Source organism: Peribacillus sp. QJM3NY_7 (assembly GCF_056173225.1).
Genome location: NZ_CM149663.1, coordinates 100,001 through 113,491, shown reverse-complemented (window position 1 = coordinate 113,491; position 13,491 = coordinate 100,001). Strand labels below are relative to the sequence as shown.

Below are 13,491 nucleotides of genomic sequence, written 5' to 3'. Positions count from 1 at the left end.
ATTATAAACTCCTTTCTTCCTGCTTCTGTTCGGCCAACCTTGCTCTTAAGGCTCTGATTTCACTATCCAATTCCTTAAAGCGATCAGCGATTGGATCAGGAAGATCACAATGATTTAGGTCTTTATTGATTTTGATGCCATCTTGAATGACCACTTTACCTGGAATGCCCACCACTGTAGAATTAGGTGGCACTTCCTTTAGAACGACCGAACCCGCACCGATTTTCGAGTTTTCCCCAACAGTGATGGAACCCAGCACTTTTGCTCCTGTAGCTATCAAAACATTATCCTTTATCGTAGGATGACGTTTTCCCTTTTCTTTTCCGGTCCCCCCAAGAGTTACACCTTGAAAGACAGATACATTGTCGCCAATTTCACAAGTTTCGCCAATGACGATCCCCATTCCATGGTCAATGAAGAAACGACGGCCAATCGTAGCCCCTGGATGAATTTCGATTCCGGTAAAAAACCGGCTGATTTGAGATATGCTTCTCGCCAGGAAAAAGAATTTCCTCTTAAATAGTGCGTGAGCCATCCTATGACTCCAAATCGCATGTAAACCCGCGTACGTCAATATGACTTCCAAATAGCTGCGCGCAGCAGGATCTTGATCAAAAACCACTTCGATATCTTCTTTAAACATCTTTAACAAAATGATTCCCCCCTATGTTCCGTCCTTTTCCAACATCCCCTTTTGAAGCTTTTAAAGCATATAAAAAAGCGTCTCTGTCCAAATAGACAGAGACGCTTGAAGCGCGGTTCCACTCTGTTTGGAATGTACGAACCAGGTAAAGCTTTTTCCTGTTTCTTCATCCCCAACTTTAATCCCTGTAACGGAGGACATTCCGCCTGTGCCTACTATAGGTTAGTTCAGCAAAGGACTCAAGGGTGCATTTCAGAAAACGAGAGGCCTGAACCACTTTCAGCAGGTTATGGTTCTCTCTAAAAAGCTTCGTTTACTTACTTCTCCCCATCTACGCGTTCTTTTGTAAGATTATTAAATACTATATTACATTTTCGACAAATTGTTAATATAAAATACTCTGAATACGCTGTTTAATTTTTTCTTTGCCCAGTAATGAAATTGCCTTAGGCAAGTCAGGACCATGTGTTTGACCCGTGACGGCAGCCCTTATCGGCATGAATAATTTTTTCCCTTTATGCCCTGTGCTTTTTTGTACGGCTTTAACCGACTTCTTGATTTCATCCGCATTAAATTCTTCAAGCCCTTCGATCTCCTGAAGGAAAGCTTTCATGACTTCAGGTACCTGTTCTTCAACCAGCACTTCCTTAGCTTCTTGCTCGAACTCGACCTCATCCTTGAAAAACAGTTCAGAAAGCTCGACTATTTCCGCTCCATAGCTCATCTGCTCTTGAAAAAGTGAAACAAGCCCATGTACCCACTCTTCTTCTTCGGCGGTCAGTGTCTCTGAAACCTTCCCGGCTTTAATTAAGTGAGGCAATGACAATTCCACTGCACGATTGACGTCCAATTGCTTCACATATTGGTTATTCATCCATGTAAGCTTTTGCTTATCGAAAAGTGCAGGTGATTTAGACAGGCGGTCAGCATCGAAAAGATTAATGAATTCTTCCTTCGTGAATATCTCTTCCTCCCCGACCGGAGACCATCCTAGTAATGTAATGAAATTGAATAAAGCTTCAGGTACATAACCAAGCTCTTCATATTGCTCAATGAATTGAATGATCGACTCATCACGTTTACTCAGTTTCTTCCTGCTTTCGTTTACAATCAGCGTCATATGTCCGAATACCGGCGGTTCCCAGCCGAAAGCTTCATAAATCATCAATTGTTTTGGAGTATTGGAGATATGATCATCACCGCGAAGGACATGGGAAATCTTCATCAAGTGATCATCGACGGCCACTGCAAAGTTATACGTTGGAATGCCATCCTTTTTAACGATGACAAAATCACCAAAGCCATCTGTTTCAAATGAAACCTCATCCTTGACCATATCTTTGAAAGTAAGGACCTTCCCAGCTGGAACGGCAAAGCGAATGCTCGGTTTTCTTCCTTGTGCCACTAGTTCCGCTTGCTCTTCCTCAGTTAAATGCTTGCACTTCCCGGAATATTTTGGCGTTTCATTGCGTTCGACCTGTCCTTCACGCTCTGCTTCAAGCTCTTCTTCCGTACAATAGCATTTATATGCTAAACCCTTATCCAAAAGCTCTTGATACAATTCCTGATAAAGGCCGTTCCTTTCGGATTGACGATATGGACCGTATTCACCGCCAACATCAACACCTTCATCCCAATCCATGCCAAGCCATTTCAAATATTTAAGCTGACTTTCCTCTCCGCCTTCAATATTTCTCTTCTGGTCGGTATCTTCAATACGGATGATGAATTTCCCGCCTTTATTTCGTGCGTATAAATAATTAAATAAAGCAGTCCGTGCATTACCAATATGTAAATGTCCAGTCGGACTCGGTGCATAGCGAACTCGAATATCGCTGCTCATGATATATATAGACCTCCCAGTCGTTCTATTCTATTGTTTATATTATCATTTAAATACATTGGGATAAAGGCATCCACTCTAAAAACGATTTAGTTTGATTTGACCAATAAGACAACGGCCTGTGCCGCGATTCCTTCGCCCCTGCCTGTAAATCCAAGTTTCTCCGTTGTGGTCGCCTTTACATTAATCCTGTCTATCGAGGCATCTAAAAGTTCTGCAATCCTGCCTCGCATTTCCTCGATATACGGTGCCATTTTCGGGCTTTGTGCAATGATTGTACAATCCGCATTGCCTAGGGAATATCCCTCTTTTTTTACGATCGCCCATATATATTGCAGCAGTTTTGCCGAATCCGCATCTTTAAATTCAGGGTCGGTATCCGGAAAATGCTTACCGATATCCCCTGCACCAATTGCCCCCAAGCAGGCATCAGCAACAGTATGCAGAAGGACATCCGCATCCGAATGACCCAGCAGTCCTTTCTCATACGGAATCGTAATCCCGCCAATTATCAAAGGCCTGCCTTCCACAAGCTGATGAACGTCATATCCTTGTCCTATTCTAAACATATCATTCTCCCCAATCATCGTTTTCCATGTTGTTGTTTATGTAAAATCGCTTCTGCAAAATAAAGGTCTTCCTGAGTCGTAATCTTAATATTATCATAATTGCCCTCAATAATAACTACCTGTTCATTGATCCGCTCTAGTAAACTTGCATCGTCCGTCCCTAAAAATTCTTCAGCTTCTGCCTGTTCATACGCCCTTTTTAATATGGATACACGAAAAGCTTGTGGAGTTTGCACCGCCCACAAGCTTGATCGTTCCACTGTTTCCAATACCTTTTTGTTTGCCGCTTTTTTAATCGTATCCTTAACGGGCACTGCAATTACGGCACCTCCATGAAGGGAGGCAGCAGTAGTCAATTCACTGATTTGCCCTAGGGTAATAAAAGGGCGGGCACCGTCATGGACCAGGACGATGTCTTCTTCTGCATGTTGCAGTCCATTATAAACGCTTTGTTGGCGCTCCTTGCCACCCATGACCAGTTTCTTGACCTTTTTAAGCTCATTCGCTGCTATCAATTGATTGAAATAATCCTTTTCTGCCGGGTTTATCGAAAGGATAATCCCCCGACAGTCAGGATCTTCTTCGAAGACACGCAGTGTATAAACAATGATCGGGATACCCGATAGTTCAATAAAAAGTTTATTCTTGCCCGCTTTCATTCTTTTGCCTTGTCCAGCTGCAGGTATCACTACTTCATAAAACATAACGGTTTCTCCTACTCTTCTTTATAATGCTTTTTCTAATAGTTTCGGTTTAGCGAATATCATCCGGCCTGCAGAGGTTTGCAATACACTTGTGACAAGTACATCGATCCGTTTCCCGATATGGTCACGGCCACCCTCGACAACGATCATGGTTCCATCGTCCAAATAAGCGATGCCCTGGTTCTGCTCTTTCCCGTCCTTTATGACCTGAACGTTCATCTCTTCCCCAGGAAGTACAACTGGTTTTACGGCATTGGCCAGGTCATTGATATTAAGTACCGCCACATTTTGAAACTCGCATACTTTGTTTAAATTGAAATCATTGGTAACGACCATTCCGCCCGATATTTTGGCAAGCTTCACCAGTTTACTGTCCACTTCCTGAATGTCTTCAAAATCCCCCTCGTACATCTCCACTTTAATCGGCAGGTCTTTTTGAATCCGATTCAGGATATCCAAACCGCGCCTTCCACGATTCCTTTTCAATGCATCAGATGAATCGGCAATATGCTGCAATTCGTTTAATACGAATTGAGGAATGACGATGGTACCCTCGAGAAAGCCCGTCTGACAAATATCCGCAATTCTGCCATCAATGATGACGCTTGTATCGAGAATCTTCAGGCGCTTGCTATCCCCCTCTTCATCCTCTTCGCTTGCTTCACCATCCGAGTTCTTTTTCTTATTGCTTTTCGTGAATAAACTCAATAGCTCATCACGTTTTTTAAAGCCCACCTGAAAACCAAGATATCCAAATAAAAGCGTAAGGATGATAGGAACCACTGTATTCAAAATGGGAACCTTGATGGCACTGAATGCGGATCCAACCAAGAACGCTGCCAGCAATCCAACTAAAAGACCTACGCTGCCAAAGATTATATCCGTAATCGGTATCTTTACAAGCTGTTCCTCCAGCCATTTCATAAAATAGATCACGTGATCTACTGCCCAAAAAGTTATAAGATAAAAGATAATGGCACCCAACAGTACACTTACATAAGGATTGTTTAATAAAGCAATATCGTCTGCATGTAAAACAGTTAATAATTCCGGAATAAGCAACATACCAAGTGTTCCGCCGACTATTAAGAAGCATGCTTGTATAATGCGTTTTAACATCCCTTTCACCTCCTTCTACTCATTATTGACCAATAAAATAAAATGAAACCTTGAAAATTCGTTTTCACTATATACATTAAATTCATTTAAGGATAATGGATTTACAAATATGAATTCTTCTCTTTTTCGTAATATTAGCCTAGCACCCCGAGTTTTGAGTGTCAAAAATAAACACCAATCAATTTCAAGCCCGTTCAGGAGTTTTTTTAAAAGCCGGCTGCACCTTACATCCTTCTATTTGTGACCAGCTGATTTTTCAAAATTCGGAGTCCTTCTTTAATTTTATTTGCCCGGACTTCACCTATGCCCTCCACATCGTCAAGGTTTTCAACCGTAGCTTTATTGACTTCACTAAAGCTTCCGAACTGTTTCACTAAATTTTCGATGATCAAACCCGGCAAGCGTGGGATTTTATGAAGAATACGGTAACCACGGGGATGTACTGACTCATCAAGATGAATGTATCCATGATAGCCCAGCACCTTAAGAAGAATGCTTTCATCCAGTTTTTCCTGCATGGCCAACTCTTGAAGCCTAAAAATGATTTCCTCGGGATTTTCATCATTACTGGAGGTATAATCCTTGATAAGCCATTTCCCTTCCGTTTCAATATCTGCCAGGATTTCATTCATTTGCAAACGGATCAGCCTTCCTTCCGTGCCCAGCTCATTAAGGTACGTCAGCAGCTCCGCCTTGATCCTGAGCACCATCACATAACGGTGAAATACCTGCAAAAGATCGGCATAGGTCACGATTTCCTCAAACTCGAGCGCTCCTAAAACCGATATGCTCTGCTGCAGGACCACCTTGTATTTTTCCAAGGTCTGGATGGCTAAATTAGCCTTGGCAAGTATGACTCCTATATCTTTAAGGGCATACCGGAAATTGCCCTGATATAAAGTGATGACATTCCGGCGCTGTGAGATTGCGATGACCAACGACTTGGTCTCCCTTGCCACCCGTTCCGCTGTCCTATGCCTCATTCCCGTTTCAGTGGAAGGTGTACTGTTATCAGGCACTAATTGGGCATTTGCGAAAATGATCTTATCGGCGGTTTCATTTAAAATGATGGCCCCGTCCATCTTCGCCAACTCATATAATGTGCTGGGGGTACAGCTGCAGTTGATTTCGAAGCCGCCATCCACGATCGTTCGCACCTTCTCATTATATCCGGCCACTATCAAACCGCCCGTGTTTGCCCTCAGGACATTTTCAATACCCTCCCGAAGCGGGGTACCCGGTGCTACGATTTGCAGAATTTCCAATTTTGTTTTCTCATACCCTTTTTTATCTGTCATGCTTAACCCCCTAACGATTGTTTAAGAGCCTCCGAAACCGATGAAACACCAATGATCTTAATACCTTTCGGCGCGGTCCACCCTCCTATATTATTAGCCGGTATAATAACCCGCTCAAACCCTAATTTCGCTGCTTCCTGCACCCTTTGTTCAATTCGTGACACCCTTCTCACTTCACCAGTCAGCCCCACTTCACCAATGATGCAATCGGCAGGGTTTGTTGGTTTATCACGGAAGCTTGATGCAATGCTTATTGCGACAGCGAGGTCAATTGCCGGTTCATCCAGCTTGACACCGCCAGCAACCTTTAAATACGCATCTTGGTTTTGGAGCAGCAAGCCCACTCTCTTTTCCAGGACAGCCATTAAAAGCGAAACTCGATTGTGGTCAATTCCTGTGGCCATCCGCCTAGGATTGCCAAAACTCGTAGGAGAAATCAATGCTTGAATTTCAACAAGCACCGGCCTTGTGCCCTCCATGGATGCGACGACTGTGGACCCCGAAGCTCCTTGCGACCGTTCTTCAAGGAAAATTTCCGATGGATTCGCCACCTCTTCCAATCCATGTTCTTTCATTTCAAAAATACCCATCTCATTCGTCGAACCAAAGCGATTTTTAACCGCACGTATAATTCGATATGTATGGTGTCTTTCCCCTTCAAAATATAATACGGTGTCAACCATGTGCTCAAGCAGCCGTGGTCCCGCAATGGCCCCTTCTTTTGTAACGTGACCGACGATAAAAATCGCGATCCCATTCGTTTTAGCAATGCGCATGAGTGAGGCTGTGCATTCCCTCACTTGTGAAACGCTTCCCGGGGCAGATGTAACCTCCGAATGGTAAACCGTTTGAATCGAGTCAATAATGACCAAATCCGGTTTTACATCTGTAATTGCCTGTTGGATATAGTCCATATCGGTTTCAGAATAAACGAATAGATTTTCCGACATGGTCCCAAGCCGGTCCGCTCTCAATTTGGTCTGCTTGACTGATTCTTCACCTGATATATAAAGCACTTTTTTCTGTTTATGCGCCAATTGGGATGATACCTGTAAAAGCAGGGTGGACTTACCGATACCCGGGTCCCCTCCGATCAATACAAGTGATCCCTGTACGATCCCGCCCCCAAGAGCACGATTCAATTCCATTAGATCCGTCTTAATGCGTGGTTCTTTTTCTGACTGAATGGTCGTTATGGGTGCTGCCTTCTCCCGTTCTCCGGAACCTCTAACCTCTGAATGGGTAAAAGCGCCTTTTCTTGCAGGTTTAACGATTTCGGTTTCCTCGACCATTTTGTTCCATTCACCGCAGCCTGGGCATTTCCCCATCCATTTCGCGGACTCATATCCACAAGACTGACAGATAAATTTTGTTTTCTTTTTTACAGCCATAAATTACTCCTCTTCCTTTGGAAAAAATATCTATATTAAGGATATTATATCTCTGTTTTATTTAAACCTTCTTAAGGCTAAGTTTTTTTAAAAAAATATTCACTTTGCTTGTCCCGTTTATACTCATATCTACCTATAGATAAAAAACAGAGGTACACTGCAAAAGAATCTGCGTGTACCTCGAAGTTTAGGATCAGGTTATTCACTTACTTTAACAGGCTCGCCTTGTCGGATTGCAAACTCATTATTCACGACATCCATTACGACCGTTTGCCCTTTTTTCACGTTGCCTTTAAGCAACTCTTCGGATAGATAATCCTCTACATGCTTCTGAAGCGCCCTGCGGATTGGCCTTGCCCCATATTCCGGATCAAAACCTTCCGTGGCAATTTTTTCTCTAGCCGCATCTGTCAGCTCCAAGTATATCTCCTGTTCTTTCAAACGGGTCGTAAGCTGATTTGACATTAATGTAACGATTTGTTTCAAATGATCCTTCTCTAATGAGTGGAACACGATAGTTTCATCAATACGATTCAGGAATTCAGGACGGAATGCACGTTTGAGTTCTTCCATCACTTTCCCTTTCATATTTTTATAGTCCTGCCCAGTATCCTGGATGTTAAAGCCGACATACTTATCAGTTTTTAAGGCAGACGCCCCTACATTCGATGTCATGATCAGAATGGTATTCCTGAAATCGACAGTACGCCCCTTGGAATCTGTCAGTCTTCCGTCTTCCAACACTTGAAGAAGAATATTGAAGACATCCGGATGCGCCTTTTCTATTTCATCAAGCAGAACGACGGAGTATGGTTTCCTCCGCACTTTTTCCGTTAACTGACCGCCTTCTTCGTACCCAACATATCCTGGAGGTGATCCAACAAGACGTGAAGTCGAGTGTTTCTCCATATATTCGGACATATCGATGCGGATCATGGCATCTTCATCACCAAAAATGGATTCAGCCAAAGCACGGGCTAGCTCGGTTTTACCGACCCCTGTAGGTCCCAGGAAGATGAATGAACCAATTGGACGCTTAGGGTCTTTCAAACCTGCCCTTGCACGCCGTACTGCTTTAGAAACCGCAATGACGGCCTCTTCCTGCCCAATTACACGATCATGGAGGATTGACTCCATATTAAGCAGTTTGTCTGACTCCGTTTGCGCCAATTTAGTGACCGGCACTCCCGTCCAGCTGGATACGACGTGTGCAATGTCATCCACAGTCACTTCACTGTTTTCCTGCCCTTGTTTTTCTTTCCAAGTTTTTTTCGTTTCTTCCAATTGTTCTCTTAAGCGTTGTTCTGTATCGCGAAGCGAAGCAGCTTTTTCAAATTCCTGACTCTGAACGGAAGCATCCTTTTCCTTGCGAACATCATCTAGTTTCACTTCAAGTTCCTTTAGGTTAGGTGGCGTTGTGTATGAGCGCAGCCTAACTTTGGAACCAGCTTCATCAATCAAGTCAATCGCTTTATCAGGTAAAAAGCGATCGGAAATATAACGGTCTGATAATTTGACTGCAGCATCAATCGCTTCGTCAGTGATCGATACGCGGTGATGTGCCTCATAACGGTCACGAAGACCTTTGAGAATTTGGATGGATTCCTCCATTGTCGGCTCATCGACTTGGATTGGCTGGAAGCGACGTTCAAGGGCAGCATCCTTTTCAATATACTTACGGTACTCATCCAAAGTTGTAGCACCGATACATTGTAATTCACCACGGGCCAATGATGGTTTAAGGATATTGGAGGCATCGATGGCACCTTCTGCACCACCTGCACCAATCAATGTATGCAATTCATCGATGAATAGGATGATATTACCCGCCTGACGTATTTCATCCATGACTTTCTTCAACCGGTCCTCAAATTCACCCCGGTATTTAGTGCCAGCCACAACAGTACCCATATCAAGTGTCATGACGCGTTTATCACGTAAAATCTCAGGTACCTCGTTATTGATAATCTGTTGGGCAAGCCCTTCAGCAATGGCTGTTTTACCAACGCCAGGTTCACCGATCAATACTGGGTTATTTTTTGTACGACGGCTTAATACCTCAATGACACGCTGTATTTCCTTACTTCTTCCGATAACCGGATCCAAGCTTCCTTCCCTTGCAATCGCCGTTAAATCACGGGCAAGGCCATCCAGTGTCGGCGTGCTTGCATTTGCAGCGGCTGAACCTTGATGACCACCTGATTCATTGCTGCCCAAAAGTTGTAATACTTGTTGTCGGGCTTTATTTAAACTTACTCCCAGATTATTCAATACGCGGGCAGCGACACCTTCCCCTTCTCGTATAAGACCTAGAAGGACATGCTCTGTCCCAACATATGAGTGACCTAATTTTCTTGCTTCATCCATGGAAAGCTCAATGACCTTCTTGGCTCTTGGGGTATAATGTATCGTTTGAGCCGTATCCTGTCCACGGCCAATTAAATTTTCCACTTCTTTCTGAATCTTCTCCGGACCCAATCCAAGAGCATATAACGCTTTGGCTGCAATACCATCACCCTCTCGGACCAGGCCTAGTAAAATATGTTCCGTGCCAATATTATTATGACCTAAACGGATTGCTTCTTCTTGGGCTAATGCTAATACTTTCTGGGCTCTTTCAGTAAAACGACCAAACATCATAGGGAATTCCTCCTTAAGAATTTTCGTTTTGAATAAAATTGCTGGCAATTCTCTAAGTAATGGCAGAAGCTTATTCTTGCTCCATATCTATTACATGAAATTTAATTCTCCCTAAAGGGGTCAATAACCTCTATGAGGAGGAAGATTCCGTGAAATTCAAGCGTTCCCGGATGAGTGCTGCTCTACGGATATCCCTTTCATGGGGTCTTAAAGGGCCGCCTGCGTACTTTTGTAAAAATCCCGACTGCGTCAAAATCATCAATTCATTTAGAATGCTTTTGGAAATACTCTTTATATACCCAAGATCTATCCCTAATCTAACATCTGAGATACATGTAGCTGCTTCCTTTGTCTCGATTATTCGAGCATTGGACAAAACCCCATATGAACGGAAAATTCTATCTTCTAATTGTATGTGGGAAGTCCTCGCTAATGCATCCCTCGCTGACCGTTCCTGGGCTATGATTTGTTGCACTACACTCGTTAGATCTTCAACGATATCCCTTTCCGATTTTCCAAGAGTGATTTGATTGGAAATTTGAAAAATATTCCCCAACGCTTGACTGCCCTCTCCATAAATCCCTCGAACCACCAACCCCAATTGGTTGATAGCCGGTATGATATTATTCATCTGCTGTGTAAGGACCAGACCCGGCAGATGCATCATGACTGAAGCCCTTAACCCTGTTCCCACATTAGTCGGACAACTAGTCAGGTATCCTCTTTCTTCATCATATGCATAGTCTATGGATTCTTCAATCCAATCGTCAAGAACATTTGCAATCTTTAAGGTTTCCTTTAGCTGCAACCCCGACATTAAACATTGAATACGAAGATGGTCCTCTTCGTTTATCATGATACTTATTTCTTCATTTTCCGAAAGGAGACACGCGCTTTTCGCTGAATCTTCAACTAAATGAGGACTGATTAAATGTTTTTCAACCAGAACGCGCTTTTCCAGTGGCTGCAATTGGTCAATCTCTAATAGCTCCAATTTCCCAATCTCTGGGGTTACTTCCTCTTCGATTCTTTTTTTAATCAATTCAATGATTTTATTAGCTTCTTCGTTCGAAAAGGAGGTTGGGAAGGTAAAGTCTTTGAAATTCCTGGCCAGCCGAATCCGCGAACTCAATACAATATCGATTTCCGGACCTTCGGCACTCATCCAGGAACTCAAGGCGTTTTCTACAAACTTTTCCAAGCTCATAATTCCTCGCCTCCCTCTTGTGCTTCATACCTTTTTTCAAGGGAACGAACCTTATCTCTTACTTCTGCCGCCTTCTCAAACTCCTCTTGATCAATGTGGACCTTTAAAACTTCTTTCAAATCCAAAATTTGCTTTCGAAGATATATGGCGCCGCCAATCCTTTTTGGAATTTTCCCTATGTGTGCTGTATTGCCGCTATGAACCCGCTTTAAAATTGGATTTAACTGTTCATTGAACGTTTTATAACATTCGGCACAGCCAAACTTGCCAATATGGACAAATTCTTTATAAGATCGATGACAATGCGGGCAGCGCCTCTCTTCCGTTTTCGGAAATGCATTTGCCTTTGTCTGTTGAATATTCGACTCCATATTTAACAATCCTGCTAATAAATTATTTATTGAAAAACCAGGTCCACCTGCCTCCATGAACATTTCACCTTTTTCCTGAGCACATTTCTCACAAATCATGACTTCAGTCTTTTTTCCATTGATGATTTTGGTGAAGTGCAGGGTAGCAGGCCTTTGATGACATTCTTGGCAAATCAACGTTCATCACCTCTGCCAGTTTCATTTATATTTTAAAGTAGTAAGCATCGCTGTTAAAATTCTTGCCCTAAGCTCATCGCGGTCAGGAAGGTCGATATAAATCACCGATCTATCTATGACGCTCATCATAATCTTTGCTTCTCTTTCATTAATGACGTCTTCATTCATCAGCCGTGAAATTACTCCTTCAGCCATCGATTGAGTTACCCTGGAACCAATAAGCGATAATAAGTGGTTGATAAGTTGCACGGAATCCTGTGATTCCACTTTCATGATGCGTATATAACCGCCGCCTCCACGCTTACTCTCTACAACATAACCTCTCTCGATGGTAAACCTGGTATTTATTACGTAATTGATTTGAGAAGGAACACACTGAAATTTATCCGCTATTTCACTTCTTTTTATCTCCAAGATATCTTTTTGACTTATTTCAAGTACTTGCTTCAAATAAGTTTCGATAACATCAGATATGTTTCTCACTCAGCCTCCTCCATTCTGACTTTGACTATATTTGACTATTATTATACAAGGAATAATGCATTTTGCAACTTAAACGCATTTTCTTTCTGTAATATCCATTTTCTCCAAATTATATGTAGTTACATACCCCATTGAACATTAAAGTTGAAATATCTTATATAAATACCCTATATAAATGGATGTAAAACCTGAAATTTTTCTTCTCCTTAAGAATTCTGCCCCATTTCCCCAGCTCATCCATTCCTCCTCATGATAAGGCAACCAATTCAAATAAGGCCAGCCCGGACTGTCCCTGAAAACGGAAAATTTTTTTAATTACAAACAAAAAAAAAGACCAGCCGGATGGCTGATCTTTTTAAATGGCTTGGCGGCGTCCTACTCTCACAGGGGGAAACCCCCAACTACCATCGGCGCTGAAGAGCTTAACTGCCGTGTTCGGAATGGGAACGGGTGTGACCTCTTCGCTATCGCCACCAAACATAAAAGGAACGTTGTTCCTTCAAAACTAGATAATAAGAAGGTATTTCATTTTTTAAAAAGCGTTGGTTAAGTCCTCGATCTATTAGTATCAGTCAGCTCCACATGTCACCATGCTTCCACCTCTGACCTATCAACCTGATCATCTTTCAGGGATCTTACTAGCTTGCGCCATGGGAAATCTCATCTTGAGGGGGGCTTCATGCTTAGATGCTTTCAGCACTTATCCCGTCCGCACGTAGCTACCCAGCTATGCCTTTGGCAAGACAACTGGTACACCAGCGGTGCGTCCATCCCGGTCCTCTCGTACTAAGGACAGCTCCTCTCAAATTTCCTGCGCCCGCGACGGATAGGGACCGAACTGTCTCACGACGTTCTGAACCCAGCTCGCGTACCGCTTTAATGGGCGAACAGCCCAACCCTTGGGACCGACTACAGCCCCAGGATGCGATGAGCCGACATCGAGGTGCCAAACCTCCCCGTCGATGTGGACTCTTGGGGGAGATAAGCCTGTTATCCCCGGGGTAGCTTTTATCCGTTGAGCGATGGCCCTTCCATGCGGAACCACC

The 13,491-nt window shown here is 43.2% G+C and carries 11 protein-coding genes, 2 rRNA genes and 1 other annotated feature (1 of these 14 running past the window's edge); all 13 genes read right to left on the bottom strand.

Annotated elements, in window-relative coordinates:
- Window position 1 precedes the first annotated feature (1 nt).
- Window positions 2-652 carry a serine O-acetyltransferase gene (cysE, locus tag AC0VX1_RS00590; protein ID WP_034305073.1) on the bottom strand — a complete coding sequence of 217 codons (651 nt, stop codon included), beginning with the start codon at window positions 650-652 and terminating at the stop codon, window positions 2-4.
- Between the two features lie 85 nt (window positions 653-737).
- Window positions 738-986: a binding site (T-box leader), on the bottom strand.
- 42 nt (window positions 987-1,028) lie between these two features.
- Complete coding sequence (gltX, locus tag AC0VX1_RS00585; RefSeq protein WP_475469612.1) at window positions 1,029-2,486, bottom strand: glutamate--tRNA ligase; 1,458 nt, start codon at window positions 2,484-2,486, stop codon at window positions 1,029-1,031.
- A gap of 89 nt (window positions 2,487-2,575) precedes the next feature.
- The gene (gene ispF, locus AC0VX1_RS00580) at window positions 2,576-3,055 is read right to left on the bottom strand and encodes a 2-C-methyl-D-erythritol 2,4-cyclodiphosphate synthase (RefSeq protein ID WP_034305078.1); all 480 of its coding nucleotides are present in this window, start codon (window positions 3,053-3,055) and stop codon (window positions 2,576-2,578) included.
- 14 nt (window positions 3,056-3,069) lie between these two features.
- The gene (gene ispD / locus AC0VX1_RS00575) at window positions 3,070-3,759 is read right to left on the bottom strand and encodes a 2-C-methyl-D-erythritol 4-phosphate cytidylyltransferase (RefSeq protein ID WP_063574540.1); all 690 of its coding nucleotides are present in this window, start codon (window positions 3,757-3,759) and stop codon (window positions 3,070-3,072) included.
- A gap of 21 nt (window positions 3,760-3,780) precedes the next feature.
- Window positions 3,781-4,878, bottom strand: coding sequence for a PIN/TRAM domain-containing protein (locus AC0VX1_RS00570; protein ID WP_475469611.1), 1,098 nt, complete (start codon window positions 4,876-4,878; stop codon window positions 3,781-3,783).
- A gap of 224 nt (window positions 4,879-5,102) precedes the next feature.
- Window positions 5,103-6,176, bottom strand: coding sequence for a DNA integrity scanning diadenylate cyclase DisA (disA, locus tag AC0VX1_RS00565; protein ID WP_034305085.1), 1,074 nt, complete (start codon window positions 6,174-6,176; stop codon window positions 5,103-5,105).
- A 2-nt stretch (window positions 6,177-6,178) separates the two neighbouring features.
- Window positions 6,179-7,567, bottom strand: a complete 1,389-nt coding sequence (gene radA / locus AC0VX1_RS00560; RefSeq protein ID WP_048677848.1) for a DNA repair protein RadA — start codon at window positions 7,565-7,567, stop codon at window positions 6,179-6,181.
- Between the two features lie 198 nt (window positions 7,568-7,765).
- On the bottom strand, window positions 7,766-10,207 hold the full coding sequence (gene clpC / locus AC0VX1_RS00555; protein WP_475469610.1) for an ATP-dependent protease ATP-binding subunit ClpC: 2,442 nt from the start codon (window positions 10,205-10,207) through the stop codon (window positions 7,766-7,768).
- A 130-nt stretch (window positions 10,208-10,337) separates the two neighbouring features.
- Window positions 10,338-11,414, bottom strand: a complete 1,077-nt coding sequence (locus tag AC0VX1_RS00550; RefSeq protein WP_034305092.1) for a protein arginine kinase — start codon at window positions 11,412-11,414, stop codon at window positions 10,338-10,340.
- Entirely contained in the window at window positions 11,411-11,962 is a 552-nt protein-coding gene (locus tag AC0VX1_RS00545; protein ID WP_034305093.1) for a UvrB/UvrC motif-containing protein, read from the bottom strand. The genes AC0VX1_RS00550 and AC0VX1_RS00545 overlap by 4 nt, the downstream gene beginning before the upstream one ends.
- A gap of 21 nt (window positions 11,963-11,983) precedes the next feature.
- Window positions 11,984-12,445 (bottom strand): CtsR family transcriptional regulator, encoded by a 462-nt coding sequence (locus AC0VX1_RS00540; RefSeq protein ID WP_034305095.1) that lies wholly within the window; start codon window positions 12,443-12,445, stop codon window positions 11,984-11,986.
- Between the two features lie 362 nt (window positions 12,446-12,807).
- Window positions 12,808-12,923 (bottom strand): 5S ribosomal RNA (gene rrf / locus AC0VX1_RS00535).
- Between the two features lie 64 nt (window positions 12,924-12,987).
- Window positions 12,988-13,491: ribosomal RNA gene (locus AC0VX1_RS00530) — 23S ribosomal RNA — on the bottom strand (it continues 2,429 nt past the right edge of the window).